18 protein-coding genes and 1 pseudogene are annotated in these 20,081 nt (G+C 64.3%); 15 read left to right on the forward strand and 4 right to left on the reverse strand.

The annotated features are described in order from the left end of the window. Window positions 1–115 precede the first annotated feature (115 nt). Window positions 116–1,654, forward strand: a complete 1,539-nt coding sequence (gene murJ, locus ROSMUC_RS11995) for a murein biosynthesis integral membrane protein MurJ (protein WP_037273339.1) — start codon at window positions 116–118, stop codon at window positions 1,652–1,654. A 194-nt stretch (window positions 1,655–1,848) separates the two neighbouring features. Here the strand turns inward: murJ and ROSMUC_RS12000 are convergent, their stop codons facing one another. Then, the gene (locus tag ROSMUC_RS12000; protein ID WP_037273341.1) at window positions 1,849–2,535 is read right to left on the reverse strand and encodes a rhomboid family intramembrane serine protease; all 687 of its coding nucleotides are present in this window, start codon (window positions 2,533–2,535) and stop codon (window positions 1,849–1,851) included. A 74-nt stretch (window positions 2,536–2,609) separates the two neighbouring features. Between ROSMUC_RS12000 and trpS the strand changes: the two genes are divergently transcribed. Beyond that, complete coding sequence (gene trpS, locus ROSMUC_RS12005; protein WP_037273343.1) at window positions 2,610–3,638, forward strand: tryptophan--tRNA ligase; 1,029 nt, start codon at window positions 2,610–2,612, stop codon at window positions 3,636–3,638. A 56-nt stretch (window positions 3,639–3,694) separates the two neighbouring features. On the opposite strand, the gene ROSMUC_RS12010 is transcribed toward trpS, so the two are convergent. Beyond that, a complete protein-coding gene (locus ROSMUC_RS12010) occupies window positions 3,695–4,330 on the reverse strand; it encodes a glutathione S-transferase family protein (RefSeq protein ID WP_037273345.1) in 636 nt (211 codons plus the stop codon). A 137-nt stretch (window positions 4,331–4,467) separates the two neighbouring features. Here ROSMUC_RS12010 and ROSMUC_RS12015 point away from each other — a divergent pair, with 137 nt between their 5' ends. The 3 genes and pseudogenes from ROSMUC_RS12015 to ROSMUC_RS21570 all read left to right on the forward strand — a co-directional run bounded on the left by ROSMUC_RS12015 (window position 4,468) and on the right by ROSMUC_RS21570 (window position 8,377). Next, on the forward strand, window positions 4,468–4,950 hold the full coding sequence (locus ROSMUC_RS12015; protein ID WP_037274044.1) for an RNA pyrophosphohydrolase: 483 nt from the start codon (window positions 4,468–4,470) through the stop codon (window positions 4,948–4,950). After that, window positions 4,947–5,432: a hypothetical protein gene (locus tag ROSMUC_RS12020; RefSeq protein ID WP_037273346.1), complete on the forward strand. Its 486-nt coding sequence runs from the start codon at window positions 4,947–4,949 to the stop codon at window positions 5,430–5,432. The genes ROSMUC_RS12015 and ROSMUC_RS12020 overlap by 4 nt, the downstream gene beginning before the upstream one ends. 73 nt (window positions 5,433–5,505) lie before the next feature. Further along, window positions 5,506–8,377, forward strand: a pseudogene (locus ROSMUC_RS21570) (error-prone DNA polymerase). 66 nt (window positions 8,378–8,443) lie between these two features. Here ROSMUC_RS21570 and ROSMUC_RS12030 read toward each other — a convergent pair. Then, entirely contained in the window at window positions 8,444–8,932 is a 489-nt protein-coding gene (locus tag ROSMUC_RS12030; RefSeq protein WP_037273348.1) for a peroxiredoxin, read from the reverse strand. 90 nt (window positions 8,933–9,022) lie between these two features. Here ROSMUC_RS12030 and ROSMUC_RS12035 point away from each other — a divergent pair, with 90 nt between their 5' ends. Further along, complete coding sequence (locus ROSMUC_RS12035; protein ID WP_037273351.1) at window positions 9,023–10,225, forward strand: NAD(P)/FAD-dependent oxidoreductase; 1,203 nt, start codon at window positions 9,023–9,025, stop codon at window positions 10,223–10,225. Next, entirely contained in the window at window positions 10,222–10,779 is a 558-nt protein-coding gene (gene rsmD / locus ROSMUC_RS12040) for a 16S rRNA (guanine(966)-N(2))-methyltransferase RsmD (protein ID WP_037273354.1), read from the forward strand. Before ROSMUC_RS12035 ends, rsmD begins: the two co-directional genes overlap by 4 nt. Window positions 10,780–11,006: 227 nt before the next feature. Here rsmD and ROSMUC_RS12045 read toward each other — a convergent pair whose 3' ends face one another. Then, entirely contained in the window at window positions 11,007–12,224 is a 1,218-nt protein-coding gene (locus tag ROSMUC_RS12045; RefSeq protein ID WP_037273357.1) for an FAD-dependent monooxygenase, read from the reverse strand. 84 nt (window positions 12,225–12,308) lie between these two features. Between ROSMUC_RS12045 and ROSMUC_RS12050 the strand changes: the two genes are divergently transcribed. The 8 genes from ROSMUC_RS12050 (at window position 12,309) to ROSMUC_RS12085 (ending at window position 19,857) form a co-directional block, all read left to right on the forward strand. Then, window positions 12,309–13,652, forward strand: coding sequence for an amidase (locus ROSMUC_RS12050; RefSeq protein WP_037273359.1), 1,344 nt, complete (start codon window positions 12,309–12,311; stop codon window positions 13,650–13,652). A gap of 4 nt (window positions 13,653–13,656) precedes the next feature. Next, window positions 13,657–14,277: an FMN-binding negative transcriptional regulator gene (locus ROSMUC_RS12055; protein ID WP_037273361.1), complete on the forward strand. Its 621-nt coding sequence runs from the start codon at window positions 13,657–13,659 to the stop codon at window positions 14,275–14,277. A 60-nt stretch (window positions 14,278–14,337) separates the two neighbouring features. Then, complete coding sequence (locus ROSMUC_RS12060) at window positions 14,338–14,940, forward strand: glutathione S-transferase (RefSeq protein ID WP_037273363.1); 603 nt, start codon at window positions 14,338–14,340, stop codon at window positions 14,938–14,940. A 220-nt stretch (window positions 14,941–15,160) separates the two neighbouring features. Beyond that, window positions 15,161–15,724, forward strand: coding sequence for a ubiquinol-cytochrome c reductase iron-sulfur subunit (gene petA / locus ROSMUC_RS12065; protein ID WP_037273366.1), 564 nt, complete (start codon window positions 15,161–15,163; stop codon window positions 15,722–15,724). 12 nt (window positions 15,725–15,736) lie between these two features. Next, window positions 15,737–17,059 (forward strand): cytochrome b, encoded by a 1,323-nt coding sequence (gene petB, locus ROSMUC_RS12070; protein WP_037273369.1) that lies wholly within the window; start codon window positions 15,737–15,739, stop codon window positions 17,057–17,059. Window positions 17,060–17,069: 10 nt separating this feature from the next. Then, window positions 17,070–17,921 (forward strand): cytochrome c1, encoded by an 852-nt coding sequence (locus ROSMUC_RS12075; protein WP_037273371.1) that lies wholly within the window; start codon window positions 17,070–17,072, stop codon window positions 17,919–17,921. A 184-nt stretch (window positions 17,922–18,105) separates the two neighbouring features. Further along, complete coding sequence (locus ROSMUC_RS12080) at window positions 18,106–19,146, forward strand: fatty acid desaturase (protein ID WP_037273373.1); 1,041 nt, start codon at window positions 18,106–18,108, stop codon at window positions 19,144–19,146. Window positions 19,147–19,188: 42 nt separating this feature from the next. Beyond that, window positions 19,189–19,857 carry a cupin domain-containing protein gene (locus tag ROSMUC_RS12085; protein ID WP_037273376.1) on the forward strand — a complete coding sequence of 223 codons (669 nt, stop codon included), beginning with the start codon at window positions 19,189–19,191 and terminating at the stop codon, window positions 19,855–19,857. The last annotated feature ends 224 nt before the right edge of the window (window positions 19,858–20,081 follow it).

The raw sequence follows: 20,081 nt of genomic DNA on the forward strand, positions 1-20,081 counted from the left end.
GTAGTGAAATATGCGTCACAAGCGAAAATGGTGGCGGATTGCGCCGTTTGCGCCCTCTTTTCCCCGGCGGGCGGATGGTCTACTCCTCGGCCCTGATCCCGGCGAAAGGCCAAGCATGAAACCCGTCCGCCTGCTCTCTGGCATTCTCACCGTTGGCGGCTGGACCTTGCTCAGCCGTCTTTTGGGGTTTGTGCGCGATGTGCTGATCGCCAGCTATATCGGCCCCGGCGCGGTGATGGATGCCTTTGTCGCGGCGTTTCGCCTGCCCAACATGTTTCGCCGCTTCTTTGCCGAAGGGGCATTCAACGCGGCCTTTGTGCCGATGTTTTCCAAGCGGCTGGAGGCGGGCGATAACCCCTTGGGCTTTGCCGCGCTGGCCTGTTCGGGGCTGAGCCTTGTCCTGTTGGTGTTGACGGGGCTCTGCATGGTGTTCATGCCCGCGCTGGTCTGGGCCACGGCGGAGGGGTTTGTGGGCGATGCGCGGTTCGACCTGACGGTCGATTTCGGGCGGATCGTGTTCCCCTATATCTTTTTCATCTCGCTGGCGGCGTTGTTTTCCGGGATGCTCAATGCGGCGGGGCATTTCGCGGCGGCGGCTGCGGCACCGGTGCTGCTGAACGTGCTGCTGATCGGCACGATGAGTTTTGCGGCGGTCACGGGCGGGGCGGTGGCACAGGCGCTGGTCTGGACCATTCCGGTGGCCGGTGTCGCGCAACTGGCGCTCGTGTGGCATGCGTCGCGGCGCGCAGGGTTGCACCTGCCGATGGTGCGGCCCCGCTGGACGCCGGAGATGGCGCAACTGGTGCGCATCGCGGTGCCGGCGGCCTTGGCTGGCGGGGTGGTGCAGATCAACCTTGTGGTCGGGCAATTGGTCGCCTCGAACACCGAAAAGGCTGTGAGTTGGCTCTATTCTGCGGATCGTTTGTATCAACTGCCCTTGGGTGTTGTGGGGATCGCGGTGGGCATCGTGCTCTTGCCGGATCTGTCACGGCGGCTGAAGGCGCAGGATGATGTGGGCGCGCGTATGGCGTTGTCGCGCGCGGGTGAGATCGCACTGGCGCTGACCATTCCCTGTGCCGTGGCGTTGATCGTGATCCCCGTCCAGCTTGTGTCGGTGCTGTTCGAGCGCGGGGCGTTCGGGGCGGATGACAGTGCGGCGACAGCGCTTGCGGTGGCGATCTACGGATTGGGCCTGCCGGCCTTCGTGTTGCAAAAGATCCTGCAACCGGTGTTTTTTGCGCGAGAAGATACGCGCAGCCCGTTCCGCTATGCGGTTTGGGCGATGGTGGTCAATGCGGTTCTGGCGGTGGGGTTGGCGATGGTCATCGGCTGGATTGCGGCGGCGATTGCCGCGACAATCGCGGCGTGGATCATGGTGGTGCAACTTGCCGCCGGGGCGCGGCAGTTTGGCGAGGTGGCGCGGTTTGACGCTCAATTCCGGCGTCGGTTGTGGCGGATCTGTCTCGCCTCGGTGCTGATGGGGGCCGTGCTCTGGGGGGCGGGGGCGGTGATGGGGCCGCTTTTCGGCATGGGCGGCGTGCGGTGGCTTGCGCTGTTGGTGCTGATCGCGGTGGGCACGCTTGCCTATGCCCTCTTTGGGCAAGGGTTGGGGGCGTTTCGGATGCAGGAAATCCGGAGCAGGTTGAGGCGGTAGGGGGTCGTCTTCACGCGCGGAATCAAGGTGCCGCAGGCACCGCCGCGCGGATCGCTGGGCCGTCCCGCGGCCTAGCGATTTTGAGAAGGCGCGTCTCGCTGGGAGATTATACGGACTTGGCAGGCATAAAGTGGCAGTCACGCCTGTTGTTTCGCTAGTCCCCGGCCCAGCAATCCGCGCGGGCGCTTGCCCCTTCAGTCGTGGCGCAGTTTGGAACGCAGGCGCGACCAGCCGCCGGGGCTGAGCACGAAAGAGGCGAGAAAGCCCGTGGCAAAGCCGCTGACATCGGCGATCCAGGTGGCATTGCCGCCAAACAAAAGCCCAAACACCAGTTGCAGCCCCATCAGCACCCCGATGAGCGTGAAGGCGCGGGTCTGATTGCTGCCCAGCTGCCCCAGCCTGAGCCACATGATATAGGTAAAGCCGCCAATCAGGCCGTAAACGCCGGGAAAGGCCCCGATGAGCCACGTCCCGCCGGGGGCCACGAGGCCAAAGATCGCCGCGCCCGCAACCGTGCTGACCAGAAACAGAACCAGAACCGCCCAGTGGCGAAAGACATCCGAGACGAATTTGCCCATGGCCAGAAGCAGCACGCCCGCAAAAAGCGCGTGGGTGAAGCTGCCGTGGACAAAGGCGTAGCTGAGCAGGCGGCGCAGGTGCTCGACCGGATAGGTGCCGTGTTCCAGCATCCAGCGCAGGATTTCCCCGTTGAACCCGTAATCCTGAATCGCCGCCGACCGCCAGCCCACCGCATCGGGACCGCCAATGAACCCACGCGCGCCAAGGGTAAAGGCGGCCTCGATCCCGATCAGCACCAGAAAGAGGGCAATGAGGAAGGGCGGCAGGGGGTTGACGGGGGCGGGTGGTCTCTGCTCGGACATGGCACCTCTCCTTGACGGGGCTTTGGCGCATGGGTAAGCGAGGCGGGCAGAGAAATCCACCACGGAGTTGTGCCATGACCGAGGCGGCCTTTATCCCCCGCGTGTTTTCGGGAATCCAGCCTTCGGGCAACTTGCACCTGGGCAATTACCTGGGCGCGTTGAAGCGGTTTGCCGAAGCGCAGAACAAGGGAATCCAGACGCTCTATTGCATGGTGGACCTGCATGCGATCACGGTCTGGCAGGACCCGGCCGATCTGGCCCGTGCCACGCGGGAGCTGGCGGCGGGGTTCATCGCCTCTGGCCTCGATCCGGCGCGGTCGATCCTGTTCAACCAGAGCCAGGTGGCGGAGCACACGCAGATGGCGTGGGTGTTCAACTGCGTGGCGCGGATGGGCTGGATGCAGCGGATGACGCAATTCAAGGACAAGGCGGGCAAGAATGCGCAGAACGCGTCGCTGGGTCTCTTCGCCTATCCGGCGCTGATGGCGGCGGATATCCTGACCTATCACGCGACGCATGTGCCGGTGGGCGAGGACCAAAAGCAGCATCTGGAATTGACGCGCGACATTGCGATCAAGTTCAACCACGATTACGGCGTGGAGTTCTTCCCGATCCCCGAACCGGTGATCGAGGGGGCGGCAACGCGGGTGATGTCGCTGCGCGATGGTTCCAGCAAGATGTCGAAATCCGATCCGTCGGACATGAGCCGTATCAACCTGACCGATGATGCCGAGACCATCGCCAAGAAGATCCGCAAGGCCAAGACCGACCCCGAGCCGCTGCCTTCGGAGGTTGCCGGGCTGGAAGGGCGGCCCGAGGCACGCAATCTGGTAAATATCTATGCGGCGCTGGCCGATATGTCGGTGGATCAGGTGATGGCGGAGGTGGGCGGCAGGCCGTTTTCCGAGTTCAAGCCGATGCTGGCCGATCTGGCGGTGGATCGCATCGCCCCGATTTCGACCGAAATGGCGCGGCTGATGCAGGATCTGTCCGAGATTGACCGAATTCTGGCGGATGGTGCGGCGCGGGCGCGCGCCATTGCCGCGCCGATCCTGCGCCAGACTTACGAGATCATGGGCATGGTGGGCGCGCGCGAGGTGTAACGGGGCTGGTTGCCCGCAATCGCCATTTCCGCTCGCGCGCTCGGCTGCAAATCCCCTCAGCCCAGATCGGGCTCGGTCTTGGCGAAGGTGTCATGCGCCTTCATCGCCTCCCACCAGTCGGCCACGCCGGGGGTGGAGAGCACCTGATCGGCATCGGGTGTGAGCGAGACATAGAACATGATCGGCGCAAGGAAGTAATCCGCCAGCGTGGGGCTGTCCCCGGCCAGCCATTTGGCACCGTTGCGATTTTCCATGAGCAGCGTCAGCAGGGTTGCCGATGCGTCGATCGCCGCCTTGCGCGCGTCTTCGTTCTGTCCGCCGATCAGGTCGGGAAAGAGGTGATAGCCCGCAACCCCGACAAGCGCCCCATAGCCGTAGCTGTCGATGAGGCCGATGGCCTCGTTCATGCGGGCGCGGCCCTTGGCATCGGCGGGAGAGAGCGCAGGCTCTGGCGCAATGTCCTCGAGATAGCGGCAGATGGCGTCGGTCTCGCGGATGCGCAGCCCGTCGATGTCGAGCACCGGCACCTTGCCGAAGGGATGGCGGGCCAGATGCTCGGGCGTGCGGGTCTCGCCCGCCAGTACATTCACGGGCACCTGATCATAGGCGATGCCCTTGTCGGCCAGCACCATGCGCACGGTGCGCACATAGGTCGAGGCATCAAAGCCGTATAGCACGGGTTTTTCAGTCATGTTCGGGTCTCTCTGTTGGCGTTGTCCTGTGGCTCACACTGGGTGAGCCACGGGAAAAGTCAAATGATCTGTTGCGGTCTTGACGCCTCTGGCGTCTCGCCGCACTCTGCCCGTGACCCTAGCTGAAAGTCCTGATGATGACGCCGGAAGAGATTGCGAAACTGCCCTATCGCCGCTGTGTAGGGGTGATGCTGGTCAATGCGGAGGGCCATGTTTTTGTCGGCCAGCGGATCGACAATGAGGTCCCCGCCTGGCAGATGCCGCAGGGCGGGATCGACAAGGGCGAGAGCGTGACCGAGGCCGCGCTGCGCGAGCTCTGGGAGGAAACCGGCGTGACCTCTGACAAGGTGCGCGTCGAGGCCCAAACGCCAGGCTGGCTGACCTATGATCTGCCGCATGACATCGTCCCGCGCATCTGGAAGGGGCGGTATCGGGGGCAAGAGCAGAAGTGGGTTCTGATGCGGTTTCTGGGCCGCGACGGGGATGTGAACATCGCCACCGAACACCCGGAATTCTCGGAATGGCGCTGGTTGCCGCCCCATGACCTCGAGGCCAATATTGTCCCCTTCAAACGGGCGGTTTATTCGCGCGTGCTGGATGAATTCGGGGCCTTGCTGTGATCCGGGCGGCGGTTCTGGCGCTGGGATGTGCGCTTGGAGGACCGGCCCTGGCCTTGAGTTGCCTGCCACCGGATGTGGCCGAGACCTATCGGCGCGCGGCCGAGGCGGAGGAGACCTATATCGTGGCGCAGGGGCGGCTGACGTTTGATCCGGCGCGTCTGCCCAGCACCGATATGATCCCGCAGCAAAAGCCCGCGCATACGCTGATCCCGGCGCGGCTGACGGGGCAGGCGCTGACAAAGAGCGGCTTCGATCAGGCGTTCGACCGCGCCATCACACTCGACGTGCAATGTTTTGGCCCGTGGTGCGCCTCGGCGGTGCCGGGGACGGAGTATCTGGGATTTCTGGAGCGGCGGGACGGCGGCTATGTGCTGACGGTGGACCCCTGCGGCGGTATGGGCCATCCCGATCCGACACCTGCCATGCTGGACAAGGCGCTGGAGTGTTTGCAAGGGGGGTCTTGCATGCGCACGCGCCGCTGAGCGCGCGCAAGCGCGGGGTGGAAATAGGAACAAAAAGTGAACATACTGGGCGGGTCTGGGAATCAGTGCTGCCATGCCCTTTGCCGAGCTTTCTGCCACGTCGAATTTCACCTTTCTCACCGGGGCGTCGCATCCCGAGGAATATATCCGCCATGCCGCGGCGCTGGGCCTCTCGGGCGTGGCGATTGCCGATATGAATTCGGTGGCGGGGATCGTGCGCGCCCATGCGGCGGCGCGCGAGATTGCCCGCGAGGTGGCGGCGCGGCAGGCGCTGGAGGCGCGGCAGGGGCCCATCGGGCCGCCTGCGCCCCGTCCTTCACCGCCCGATTGGGCCAATTGCCCGCGTCTTATTCCCGCCGCGCGGCTGGTGCTGCGCGAAGGGATCGAGATCACCGCCCTGCCGATGGATCGTGGCGGCTGGGCCAGCCTTTGCCGTCTGATCAGCCTGGGGCGGCAGCGGGCGGTCAAGGGGACCTGTGATCTGGGGCTGGCGGATGTATTGGCGGGGGCGGCGGGGCTCTCTCTCTTGCTGCATCCCGGCCCCGGGCGCGCGTGGCAGGCGCAGGCGAGGCAATTGGCGCAACGCTGGGGGGGCTCTGTCGCGCTCTTGCTCAGCCCGCGCTATGACGGGCGTGATCCGGCACGGTTCGCGCGGCTGGCGGGGCAGGCGGCGCGGCTGGGCCTGCCGACGGTGGCGGCGGCGGCACCGATCCTGCATCGCGGTTATCGCCGCCGTCTGGCCGATGTGCTGAGCGCGATCCGGCTGGGGGTGACGGTGGACCGGCTGGGGCGTCATGCGCTGCGCAATGCCGAACAGCGCCTGCGGTCAGAGGAGGAGATGCGCCGTCTTTTCGCGGGGTATGAAGGGGCGATTGACCGCGCGGCGGCGCTGGCCGCGCGGCTGAGATTTTCGCTGGAAGAGCTGCGGTATGAATACCCCAGCGAGGTTGCCGAGAACGATACCCCTACCCAGAGGCTGCGGCGTCTGGCCGAGGCGGGGCTGGACTGGCGCTATCCGGGCGGTGCGCCCGCGCGGGTGCGTGGCATGATGGAGCATGAATTAGCGTTGATCGCCAAGCTGCGCTACGAGCCCTATTTCCTGACCGTGCATGACGTGGTGGATTTTGCCCGGTCGCGCGGGATCCTGTGTCAGGGGCGCGGATCGGCGGCCAATTCGGTGGTGTGCTACTGTCTTGGTGTCACCTCTGTCAGCCCCGAGATCGGCACGATGGTGTTCGAACGCTTTGTCTCCGAGGCGCGCGACGAGCCGCCCGATATTGATGTGGATTTTGAGCATGAGCGCCGCGAAGAGGTGATCCAGTGGATCTATGAGCGCTATGGGCGGCATCGCGCCGGGCTCTGCGCCACGGTGATCCATTACCGCACCAAGCGCGCCATCCGCGAGGTGGGCCGCGCCATGGGGCTCTCAGAGGATTTGCTGGGGGCGATGGCCTCGCAAATCTGGGGGCATGGCGGCGAGGGGGGCGCTGGAGCCGGCGCGTCTGGCCGAGATCGGGCTTGATCCGCGCGATCCGCGTCTGGCGCGGACGCTGGCGCTGATCCGCGAGATCATCGGTTTTCCCCGGCATCTGAGTCAGCATGTCGGCGGGTTCGTCATCACCGAGGGGCGGCTGGATGAATTGGTGCCCATCGAGAATGCCAGCATGGAGGGACGCACGGTCATTTGCTGGGACAAGGATGACATCGACACGCTGGGGATTCTCAAGGTCGATGTGCTGGCGCTGGGGATGCTGACCTGTATCCGCAAGGCCTTTGACCTCTTGGTGCAGCATCGCGGGCAGGGCTATAGCCTGGCCACGCTGCCGCCCGAGGATGCCCAAGTCTATGAGATGCTGAGCCGTGCCGACAGTCTGGGTGTCTTTCAGGTCGAGAGCCGGGCGCAGATGAACTTTCTGCCGCGCATGCGCCCGCGCTGCTTTTACGATCTGGTGATTCAGGTGGCGATCATTCGCCCCGGTCCCATTCAGGGCGATATGGTGCATCCCTTCATCCGCCGTCGGAATGGCGAAGAGGCGGTGAGTTTCCCGTCTGATGAACTGGGGCGGGTGCTGGGCAAGACGCTGGGCGTGCCGCTCTTTCAGGAACAGGCGATGCAGATTGCCATCATCGGCGCGGGGTTCACGCCCGAAGAGGCGGACCGTTTGCGCCGGTCGCTGGCCACGTTCAAGAAACATGGCAATGTCTCTGAGTTTCGCGCGCGGTTTCTGCGCGGGATGCAGGCCAACGGGTATGACAATGATTTCGCCGAGCGCTGTTTTTCCCAGATCGAGGGCTTTGGCAGCTATGGCTTTCCCGAGAGCCATGCCGCCAGTTTCGCGCATCTGGTCTATGCGAGCGCCTGGCTCAAATGCCATCACCCGGCGATCTTTGCCTGTGCGCTGCTGAATTCCCAGCCGATGGGGTTCTATGCCCCGGCGCAGATCGTGCGCGATGCGCGCGAGCATGGCGTCACCGTGCGCCCGGTCTGCATCAACGCCTCGTATTGGGACAATACCATCGAGCCGGACAGCCGAGGGCGGCTGGCGCTGCGTCTGGGGTTTCGCCAGATCAAGGGCGTGGCGCAGGACGAGGCCGACTGGATCGCGGCGGCGCGGGGCAATGGCTATGTGGGCCCCGAGGATGTCTGGCGGCGGGCGGGGGTGACGCCTGCGGCGCTGGCCCGTCTGGCCGAGGCGGATGTGTTTGCCGCGCTTGGTCTTACGCGGCGCGACGCACTCTGGCAGGCGCGGGCAATCGGGGGTGAGCAGCCCTTGCCATTATTCGCGCGGGATATTGACGGCGAGGGGATTGTCGAGCCTGCCGCGCATCTGCCCGCGATGACGCTGGGCGAGGAGGTGGTCGAGGATTATACTGCCCTGCGCCTCAGCCTGCGGGCGCATCCCTTGGCGCTCTTGCGTCACATCCTGACACCACCGGGGGTGTGAGGTTTCTTTATGGTGCAAATACTCCGGGGAGCGCGAGGAGCTGGCCCCTCGCACCCCTGGTCCGGTTCAGAGCGCCGCGAGCAGCGATTCGCCGGCTGTCGCTTCGCAGGTGCCGGGGCTTTCCTCGACATGCAGCACGGTGACGGTGCCATCCTCGACCGCCATCGCATAGCGCTTGGAGCGCGCGAGCAGGCCCGCGGGCGGCGCATCGAAATCAAGGCCGATGGCCTTGGTAAAGGCGCTTCCGGCGTCGGCGAGCATGGTGATGCCGGCCTCTGTGGCCCCCGTGGCCTCGCCCCAGGCCTTCATCACGAAGGGGTCATTGACCGAAACGCAGATGATTTCATCCACGCCCGCCGCGTCGAATTGCGCCTTGGTGCGGATAAAGCTGGGGACATGCGCCGAGGAACAGGTGGGCGTGTACGCCCCCGGCACGGCAAAGATCACCACCTTGCGGCCCGCGGTCAGGCTCTTGAGATCGACCGCTTCGGGGCCCTTGTCGCCCAGTTTCAGCAGGGTCGCGTCGGGAAGTTTGTCGCCGGAAGAAAGGGTCATGGTCGTTCCTTGTCTGTCGAGGGTTTCGGGATGGAAGTAGATATAGGCCGGTGATAGGCAAGTGACCATGCCAAAGAAGGAGAGAGCGGGATGTCGGGTGTCGTGGTGATCGGAGCGGGGCAGGCGGGGGCGTCGCTGGTGGCGAAGCTGCGGAGCGAGGGCTATGAGGGCCCCATCACGCTGATCGGCGAAGAGCCGGTGCCGCCCTATCAGCGCCCGCCCCTGTCCAAGAAATACCTGCTAGGCGAGATGGCTCTGGAGCGGCTCTATCTGCGGCCCGAGAGCTATTATGCCGAAACGGGCATTGACCTGCGGTTGGGCCTGCGCGTCACCGGGATTGACCGCGCGGCGCGCGAGGTGGTGATGGGCGAGGCGCGGCTCAGCTATGAGCATCTGGTGCTGACCACCGGATCGCGCCCCCGCCACCTGCCTGCGGCGATTGGCGGTGACTTGGGCGGTGTGCATGTCGTGCGCACGCTGGCCGATGTCGATGCGATGGCGCCGGGGTTTCGCCCCGGCGCGCGCGTGCTGATCGTGGGCGGCGGCTATATCGGGCTTGAGGCGGCGGCGGTCGCGGCCAGCCGGGGGATGCAGGTGGTTCTGGTCGAGATGGCGCCGCGTATCCTGCAGCGGGTGGCAGCCAAGGAGACCTCGGATTATTTCCGCGCGCTGCATGGGCGGCACGGCGTCGATATTCGCGAGGGCGTGGGATTGGAGCGTTTGCTGGGTGACGACCAGGTCAGCGGCGCGCGCCTGTCGGATGGGACGGAGTTGGCCGTGGACATGGTGATCGTTGGCGTTGGCATCGTGCCGGATACCGCCCTCGCCGAGGCGGCGGGGCTGGCGATTGACAATGGAATCGCGGTGGATGCGCAGGGGCGCACCTCTGATCCCGCGATCTGGGCCGCGGGCGATTGTGCGTCCTTCCCCCACGGCGAGGGGCGTTTGCGGCTGGAGAGCGTGCCCAATGCCATCGACATGGCCGACTGTGTGGCGGGCAATATCCTGGGGCGTGGCGTGGATTATGTGCCAAAGCCGTGGTTCTGGTCGGATCAATACGATGTGAAGTTGCAGATCACGGGGCTGAGCACCGGCTATGACCGGATCGTGACGCGCGACGGCGGAGCGGCGGTGTCGTTCTGGTACTACCGGGGCGATCAGTTGCTGGCGGTGGACGCGATGAACGATCCGCGTGCCTATATGGTGGGCAAGAGGTTGATTGATGCCGGGAAATCCGCCGATCCGGCGGTGGTGGCGGATGCGGGGGCCGATCTCAAGGTCTTGCTCGGGTGAGGATCATCGGCGGGGCGCATCGCGGGCGGGCGCTGGCCAGTGTCGGCAAGGGCGATGTGGCGGCGCATCTGCGGCCCACGTCGGACCGGGTGCGCGAGGCGCTCTTTAACGTGCTGGCCGGGGGCTATGGCGATCCGGTGACAGGCGCGCGGGTGCTCGATATGTTCGCGGGCACCGGCGCGCTGGGGCTTGAGGCCTTGTCGCGCGGGGCGGAGGCCGTAAGCTTCATCGAGAGCGGGCGCAAGGCGCTGTCGCTTTTACGGCAAAACATTGCGCTCTGCCGGGCAGAGGAGGAGACGCGCGTGTTCCCTCTGGATGCGCGCAGGCCGGGGAATAATCCCACGGCGGCGCATGAGCTGGTCTTTCTCGATCCGCCCTATGGCAAGGGCCTGGGCGAAGAGGCGCTCGCGGCGGCGCTGGCGGGGGGCTGGATTTCTGACGAGGCGCTGATCGTCTGGGAGGAAAGTGCCGCAATCACCCCGCCCGAGGGGCTGCGCCTGCTGGAAGAGCGGCGTTATGGCGATACGGTGATTAGGTTTCTGGAGCGGGGGTAGGGTTAGTTTACGCCGACTTTTGCCCCAAGTGCCCCCGCGCGGAATCAAGGCGCGTAGCGCCGCCGCGCGGATCGCTGGGCCGTCCCGCGGCCTGGCGATTTGGAGGTGTGGCGCTGGTCTGAGGGGTCATACGGACTTTGCTGCTATAAAGTGGCAGCCATGACCGTTGCTTCGCTAGTCCCCGGCCCAGCGACGGCGCGGCTCAGTGCAAATATGGGCAGCCTCCCTTATCCTTTCATCAACTCGGGCAAATCCCCTGTCAGCCCTGCGGCCTCGCGGATGAAGCCCCGGCGTAGGCGGGGCATGTGGCCAAGCGCGCCCATGCCAAGATCGCGGGCGGCGCGCAGGAGCGGGTTGTCGTTGGAGAAGAGCCGGTTGGTGAGGTCGGTTGCCATGGCGAGCGTCGCGGTGTCGAACCGCCGCCATTGCTGGTAGCGGGCGAGCACATCGGGTGCTGCGATATCCTCGCCCCGGCGCGCGGCCTCGGTCATCACCTGTGCCAGCGCGGCGACATCGCGCAGGCCCGCGTTGAGCCCCTGTCCGGCAATCGGATGCATGCCGTGGGCGGCGTCACCGATCAGCGCAAGGCGGTCGGCGACAAAGCTGTTGGCCACGGTCAGGCTTAGCGGATAGGTGTAGCGCGCGCCGCGCAGTTTGATGGCACCGAGGAAATCGCCAAAGCGCGGGCGCAGAACCTCCATGAATTCGTCGTCGGGAAGGGCGGCGAAGCGGGCGGCGGTGGCGTCGGTCTCGGACCAGACGATCGAGCTGACATTGCCGGGCAGCGGCAGGATCGCGAGCGGGCCGGGGGGCATGAAGAACTGATGCGCGATGCCGTGATGCGGCAATTCGTGTTCGATGGCGGCGACGAGTGCGGTTTGGCCATAGCCCCAGCCGGTGCGCCGGATACCCGCGCGCCCGGCGGTGCTTGAGCTGCGCCCATCGGCCCCGATGAGAAGGCGGCCCGTGAGGGTCTTGCCCGAGGCGAGCGTGACGGTGACGCCAGTGGCGTCGCTTTCTTGTGCTGTGACCGTGTCGTTGGAAACCTGGGTGATCAGGGGTTGCTCTGCCATGGCTTCGATCAGGGCGCGGCGGAGGTAGCGATCCTCAAGCATATGGCCCATCGGGCCTTCTTCGATCTCGGCATGGTCGAAATGCAGGAAGAAAGGTGACGGGCCTTCGCCCGCGCGCCCGTCCGAAACCTTGATTTCCAGCATCGGCTGGGCATGTTCGGCCACGCGGTCCCAGATCCCGAGGTTCTGCAAGAGCCGCACCGAGGCGAGAGCCAAGGCATAGGCGCGCCCGTCGAAGGCCGCATTCTTGCGGGTGGGTTCGGGCAGGGCGTCGATCACCGTGCTGGAAAGCCCCGCCTGGGCGGCGGCAAGGGCGAGGGTGGGGCCGTTGAGGCCGCCACCGACGATGAGAAGGTCGCTGTCATGTGTCATGCGCCCAATATGTGCGTGCGCGCGGGATTGTCCATGCGCCGCTCTGCCGCTAGCAATGGTTTTTGAACGCAAGAGGGGGACGCGATGCAGGACTGGCTGAAGATGACGGCGGGCGATCTGGGGCGCGGCATTGGGCGCGGCGAGATCGACCCCGAGGCGCTGTGTGAGACCTATCTGGGGGCAATCCAGGCCCATCCGTTGCGGAGCCGCATTTACAGCGCGGTGACCGAAGAGCGCGCGCGCGCCGAGGCGGGGGCGGCATCGGCGCGGGCCAAGGCGGGGCAGCGTCTGGGTCTGCTGGACGGCGTGCCGGTCAGTTGGAAAGACCTCTTTGACAGCGCGGGTGTTGCGACCGAGGCGGGATCGGCGCTGTTGCAAGGCCGGGTGCCGGATCGCGATGCCGAAGTCTTGCGCAATGGCACGGCGGCGGGGCTGGTGTGCCTTGGCAAGACGCATATGAGCGAATTAGCGTTTTCGGGTCTGGGCCTCAATCCGGTGACGGCGACGCCACCCTGTGTGAACAATCCCGACGCTGTGCCCGGCGGATCGTCGTCGGGGGCGGCGGCGAGTGTGGCCTTTGATCTGGCCCCCTGCGGGATCGGGTCGGACACGGGCGGGTCGGTGCGCATCCCGTCGGCGTGGAATGATCTGGTCGGGCTCAAGACCACTTCGGGGCGGGTTTCGTTGCAGGGGGTGGTGCCGCTTTGCCTGCGGTTCGACACGGTGGGGCCGCTGGCCCGCTCGGTCGAGGATTGCGCGCTGTTGCTGGCGGCATTGGAAGGGGGCAAGGCGGCGGATTTGCGCGGGGCGACCTTGGCGGGGCTGCGGTTTGCGGTGCTGCGGACGTCGGTGATGGAGGATATTCGACCCGAGCCGGCGCGCGCCCATGCGCTCGCGCTGGAGGTGCTGCGAGAGGCGGGCGCGGTGATCGACGAGATAGAGGCACCCGAGGTGGCCGAGGCGCTGCCGCTCTCGCCGGTGCTGTTCACGGGCGAGGCCTATGGGCTCTGGCGCGAGGTGATCGAGGCGGCGCCGGACAAGATGTTCGCGCCGATTCTCGAGCGGTTCCGCAGCGGCAAGGACATCAGTGCCGCGGATTACGTGGCGGGGTGGCGCAAGCTCGAGGCGCTGCGCGCCGCGTGGAATGTGCGGGTGGCGGGCTATGATGCGGTGCTCATGCCCTCGGCCCCCAATCTGCCGCCCGATCAGGCGCGGCTCTTGGCCGATCCCGACTATTACGTAACCGAGAACCTGCTGACCTTGCGCAATACGCGGGTGGGCAATCTCTTGGGGCTCTGTGCCGTGACGCTGCCCACGGGGGTGCCGAGTTGCGGTCTGATGCTCTGCGGGCAGCCCTATGGCGAGGAGCGGCTGTTGCGGGTGGCAAAGGCAGTCGAGGATGTTCTCTGTCCCCGGCGCGGGGAATAGGGCAATGCATCCCAATCCCGCCTTTCGTCAGGCCACCGCCGCGCGCAATCTGGAATTTGCCCGCGCGCGCGGGTTCGGGATACTGGTCGTTTGCAGCCCCGAGGGGCCATTGATGAGCCATATTCCGTTTCTCTTGAATGCGGATGGGACGCGGGCCGAGTTTCATCTGGTACGTTCCAATCCGATTGCGCGGCTTTTGACTGGGCCGCTCAAGGCGCGGTTGGCGATCGAGGGGCCGCATTCCTATGTCTCGCCCGATTGGTATGGGGTCGAGGATCAGGTGCCGACGTGGAACTATGTCGCTGTGCATCTGGTGGGAGAGGTCATGTTGCAGCCGCAAGAGGGCATGCGCGACCTTCTGGACCGGCAATCGGCGGAGTTCGAGGCGCGGCTTGCGCCCAAGCCGGAATGGCGGACCGAAAAGATGACGCCCGAGGTGCTGGAGCGGATGATGCGGCAGATCGTGCCCTGCGCGATGCGGGTGGACGAGATCGCGGGCACCTGGAAGCTGGGCCAGAACAAGCCCGAGGAGGTGCGTCTGCGTGCCGCCGATCATCTGGCCCCGGCGGGGCAGGGGCAGGAGAGTGAATTGTTGGCGGATTGGATGCGCGCGCCGCCCGGCTGAGCGGCTTTACAGCGCCGGGGGCTGGGCCTAGGGTCGCGCCAAAACCTCAAGGAGCGCGTCATGAAACTCATTTCCTCGCCTTTGTCCCCCTTTGTGCGCAAGGTGCGTGTGCTCTTGCTGGAAAGCGGACTGGCCGATCAGGTCGAGGTGGTCGATGTGACCACCACGCCGCTGGAGACCGATCCACAGGCGGCGGCGGCCAATCCGCTGGGCAAGATCCCGGCCTTGGTGCGGCTCGACGGTCCGGCGATCCATGACAGCCGGGTGATCACCCGCTATCTGGATCAGCAGGCGGGCGGGCGGTTTTATCCCGAGGCGCGGCTCTGGGAGGTGCTGACGCTGGAGGCGATTGCCGAAGGGATCATGGAGGCGGCGCTGGCGATGACCTATGAGGCGCGGTTCCGTCCCGAGGACATGCGCTATGCGCCTTGGGTCGAGGGGCAGTGGGCCAAGGCGGCGCGGGCGCTGGATGCCGTTGAGGCGCGCTGGATGAGCCATCTCGCAGGGCCGCTCGACATGAGCCATATCGCGCTGGGCTGTGCGCTGGGCTATCTCGATTTCCGCCATGACGCGCGCGGCTGGCGGGTGGGGCATCCGGCGTTGGAGGCGTGGTATGCCAAGATGAGCGCGCGCGAGAGCATGGTAAAAACGGCCCCTCTCTGAATCGGATGGGCGGATCAGGTCGCACCATTGGTGCCGCTTGGTCCAGCACCTGACCACCGTCAAGCGCGACAGATGCGCGCTCTGACGAAATCTAGGGCTAATGCAGGCTGGACGGCCCCCCAAAGCCCCGCTAAATAGCCGCACATGCTGGCTTTGGGAATCCCGAGGCCTATCATCGTATGAGGCCGATTGCGGCACTGATATATAGGGAGTATTTCTCGTGTCCCACGCAGAAGATCACGAAGGCACCCGGAGGGATTTCCTCTATTATGCGACCGCGGGCGCGGGTGCTGTGACCGCAGGCGCAGCCATCTGGCCGCTGATCAACCAGATGAACCCCTCGGCGGATGTTCAGGCTCTGTCCTCGATCCGCGTGGATGTGTCCGGGATTGAACCTGGGACGCAATTGACGGTGAAATGGCTGGGCAAGCCTGTGTTCATCCGTCGCCGGACCGCGAAAGATATCGAGGCGGCGCGCAGCGTTGATGTCGCCACGCTGCCCGACGGTCTGGCACGCAATGCAAATATCGAAGAGACCGCACCCGCAACGGACGAGAACCGTACGCTCGATGAAGCGGGTGAATGGCTGGTCGAAATGGGCGTATGCACCCATCTCGGTTGCGTTCCCATCGGTGATGGTGCCGGTGATTTCGGTGGTTGGTTCTGCCCCTGTCACGGGTCGCACTATGACAGCGCGGGCCGTATCCGCAAAGGGCCCGCCCCGGAGAACCTTCCGGTGCCGGTGGCCCAATTCCTCGACGAAACCACGATCCAACTGGGATAAGGAAACGCGCAAATGTCCGGAATTCCGCACGATCACTATGAGCCCAAGACGGGCGGCGAGAAATGGCTTCATTCGCGCCTGCCCATCGTCGGGTTGCTTTATGACACCATCATGATTCCCACGCCCAAGAACCTGAACTGGATGTGGATCTGGGGTATCGTTCTGACCTTCTGTCTGGTGCTGCAAATCGTCACCGGCATCATTCTGGTGATGCATTACACGCCGCATGTCGATCTGGCCTTTGCCAGCATCGAGCATATCATGCGCAACGTGAACGGTGGTCATTTCATTCGCTACCTGCATATGAACGGCGCGTCGCTGTTCTTTGTGGCCGTTTACCTGCATATTTTCCGCGGTCTCTACTATGGGTCTTACAAAGCCCCGCGTGAGGTGACGTGGATCATCGGCATGTTGATTTATCTTGCGATGATGGGCACGGCGTTCATGGGCTACGTGCTGCCTTGGGGGCAGATGTCGTTCTGGGGCGCTACGGTGATCACCGGTCTGTTTGGTGCGATCCCGTTCATCGGCGAGTCGATCCAGACCTGGCTGTTGGGTGGGCCAGCGGTGGATAATGCCACGCTGAACCGCTTCTTCTCGTTGCATTATCTCTTGCCGTTCGTGATTGCGGCGCTGGTGGCGCTGCATATCTGGGCGTTCCACACCACGGGCAACAACAACCCGACCGGCGTGGACGTGCGCCGCACCTCCAAGGAAGAGGCGCAGAAGGATACCGTTCCGTTCTGGCCCTATTTCGTGATCAAGGACCTCTTTGCCTTGGCCGTGATCATGGTGGTGTTCTTTGCCATCGTCGGTTTCATGCCCAACTACCTTGGCCATCCCGACAACTACATCGAAGCGAATCCGCTGGTGACGCCCGCGCATATTGTGCCGGAATGGTACTTCCTGCCGTTCTACGCGATCCTGCGTGCCTTTACCGCCGATGTCTGGGTGGTGATGTTCGCCAACTGGATCACCGGCGGAATCATCGACGCCAAGTTCTTTGGCGTGTTGGCGATGTTCGGGGCTATCGCGGTGATGGCGCTGGCACCTTGGCTTGATACGTCTTCGGTGCGGTCGGGCCGCTATCGCCCGATGTTCAAGTGGTGGTTCTGGCTCTTGGCGATCGACTTTGTCGTCCTGATGTGGGTGGGCGCAATGCCCGCAGAACCGCCCTATTCCACGATTTCGCTGATCGCGTCGGCCTATTGGTTCGCCTATTTCCTGGTGATCCTGCCGCTCTTGGGCGTGATCGAGAAACCCGAGGCCCAGCCTGCCACCATCGAGGAAGATTTCGATGCGCATTATGGCAAGGCCCACACGCCCGCCGAATAAGAAAGGACGGATGACAATGTTCAAGACAACAGGCATTGCGGCCCTTGTGGCCCTGTCCCTCTCGACCGGCGGCGCATTGGCCGCCGGGGGCGAGGGGCATATCGAGGACGTCGCCTTTTCCTTTGAAGGTCCGTTCGGCAAGTTCGACCAGAACCAGCTTCAGCGCGGTCTGAAGGTCTATACGCAGGTCTGCGCGGCCTGCCATGGGCTGAAGTATGTGCCGCTGCGCACCCTCGGCGACGAGGGTGGGCCGCACCTGCCCGAGGATCAGGTCTTTGCCTATTCCGAGCAGTTCGAGGTGTTCGATCCGGAGCTTGACGATTTCCGGACGGCCACGCCGACCGACCATTTCCCGGCTGTGACCTCGGCCGGGGCCCCGGACCTGAGCCTGATGGCCAAGAAGCGTGCGGGCTTTCACGGCCCCTATGGCACCGGTCTGAGCCAGCTCTTCAACGGGATGGGCGGGGCAGAGTATATCTACTCGCTGATGACCGGCTATCACGAAGTGCCGGAATGCGCGCCCGAGGATTTCCCCGGCAACTATAACGCGGCCTTTACGGCGGGCGGCTATCCCGAAGAGTGCAAGGACGAGCATGGGCACCACACGGTTCCCGGTACCTGGATTGCCATGGGTCAGCCGCTCTGGGGTGACGATGTCGAATTTGATGACGGCACCGCGGCCACGTTGGAACAAGAGGCCGAGGATGTCGCGGCCTTCCTGATGTGGACGGCGGAGCCCAAGATGATGGCGCGCAAGCATGCGGGCCTGACCGGCGTGATCTTCCTCACCATCCTGTCGGTGCTGCTCTATCTGACCAACAAGCGGATCTGGGCCCCGGTCAAGGGCAAGAAAACGAGCTGATCGAGTCGCGACCTCATGCATTACGAAAGCCCCGCAAGCCCGGCTTGCGGGGCTTTTGCGTGACGTTGGGTCAAAAATATTTCAAGACGTGGTCAAATAGCGCAGGGGGCAAGGTGACGCAACGTTTGCAAACGCCTGCCAATCCTCTATGAGTTTGGCAATCGCTACCAAAAAATACAGGCACATGCTCGATCAAACCCACCCCGCCCCGCTGCCACCTGAAACACGCGCTGGTAGGGAATGGGCGCAACTCCTTGCGAAATACCGCGAACCGAGTTCGCCGCGTGCCGCGTTTGAATTGTGCGTGACGGTTGGCCCGTTTCTCGCCCTTTGGGGGTTGGCGTGGTGGGCGCTGTCGCTGAGTTACGTGTTGAGTGTCGTTGTGGCGCTCTGCGCCGCGCCGTTCCTGTTGCGCCTGTTTGCTATCCAGCATGATTGCGGCCATGGCGCGTTTTTCAAGAGCCGGTCGATGAACGACTGGCTGGGTCGCGCGCTTGGGGTTGTGACGCTCACGCCTTATGATGTGTGGCGACATTCGCATTCGATCCACCACAGTTCCTCGGGTAATCTGGGGCGGCGGGGCATCGGCGATATAAACACGCTGACGGTGGCGGAATATGCCGCGCTGACGCCGTTTCAGCGGCTGAAATACCGGCTCTATCGCAATCCGCTGGTTCTGTTCGGGTTGGGGCCGGGCTATATCTTTTTGCTGGAGAACCGCCTGCCGCTCGGGTTCATGGGCAAGGCGCGCTATTGGGTCAGCGCGATGGCGACCAATGCTGTTCTTGTGGCGGTGCTGGGGCTGGTGGCGTGGTTCGGGGGGCTGATGCCGATCCTTTTGATCTTTTTGCCTTCGACCGTTCTGGCGGCGACGGCGGGCATGTGGCTATTTTACGTGCAGCATCAGTTCGAGACGACCCATTGGGAGGCCGAGGAAAACTGGCAATTGCATGATGCCGCCCTCGAGGGCAGCTCGCATTATGTGCTGCCCGGCTGGCTGCAATGGCTGAGTGCCAATATCGGGATTCACCATGTCCATCACGTCAACAGCCGTATCCCGTTCTACCGTCTGCCCGAAGCGTTGCGGGATCACGCGCAGCTGGCCCAGATGAACCGGATGACCATTCGCGAGAGCCTTGCCAATGCGCGGCTGCATCTTTGGGACGAAAAAGCACGTCGGTTACTGTCTTTTGCCGAAGCACGGGCGGTGATCGAGGCGGCTTGAATTCGGCGGTCCGCTGCCTAGCTACCCATCAGGAGGACCGCCATGCGCATCAATGCTGATTTTTCCCAACGTGTCGTGATCCGGCCCGAGGATTACACTTGGGTGCAATCCCCCGCGACCGGAGTCGAGCGGATGATGCTGGACAGAATCGGGGATGAGGTGGCGCGTGCAACCACCATCGTGCGGTTCGCGCCGGATTCGTATTTCGACGCCCATACCCATGATGGCGGTGAGGAATTCCTTGTCCTGGAGGGGGTGTTTTCCGACGAGAGTGGAGATTATCCGGCGGGGTCTTATGTGCGCAATCCGATTGGCACACGTCACAAGCCCCATACCAAGGACGGCTGCACGATCCTGGTGAAGCTCTATCAGTTCGATCCATCGGATACCGAGCAATTCCACATTGACACGAAACGTGCCGCGTTTCGCCCGGGTTTGGTTGAGGGGCTGAGCGTGCTGCCGCTGCATACGGCCGTGAACGAGAATGTGGCGCTGGTGCGTTGGGCGCCCGGCACGCGGTTCACACCGCATCGGCATTGGGGCGGCGAAGAGATATTCGTGATCGAAGGCACCTTTGCCGATGAGCACGGCAGCTACCCGGCGGGGACCTGGCTGCGCAGCCCGCATCTGTCAGAGCACAAGCCCTATTCCGACGAGGGCTGCCTCATCTATGTGAAGACGGGGCATCTGCTCGATCAGGTCGCGGCGTGATTTGGACGCCATCCTGTCAGGTTAGAGTATGGCGCGTCTGATCGGGGTCACATCGCCCCGGCCTCCGAGCCGGGGCCTCCTGCCTCGGCAAGGTCCCGGGTCAAGCCCGGGACGGGTGCGTTATCATGGGGCGCAACGCGCCCTAGACGGATCTGGCATCTACAAAGCACCAGACGGTGCAAGTCGTTCCCGCGTCCCTGGCCGCCTGGCCCCCGCGCGCCTCT

This window comes from Roseovarius mucosus DSM 17069, from assembly GCF_000768555.3.
GTDB classification, from domain to species: domain Bacteria; phylum Pseudomonadota; class Alphaproteobacteria; order Rhodobacterales; family Rhodobacteraceae; genus Roseovarius; species Roseovarius mucosus.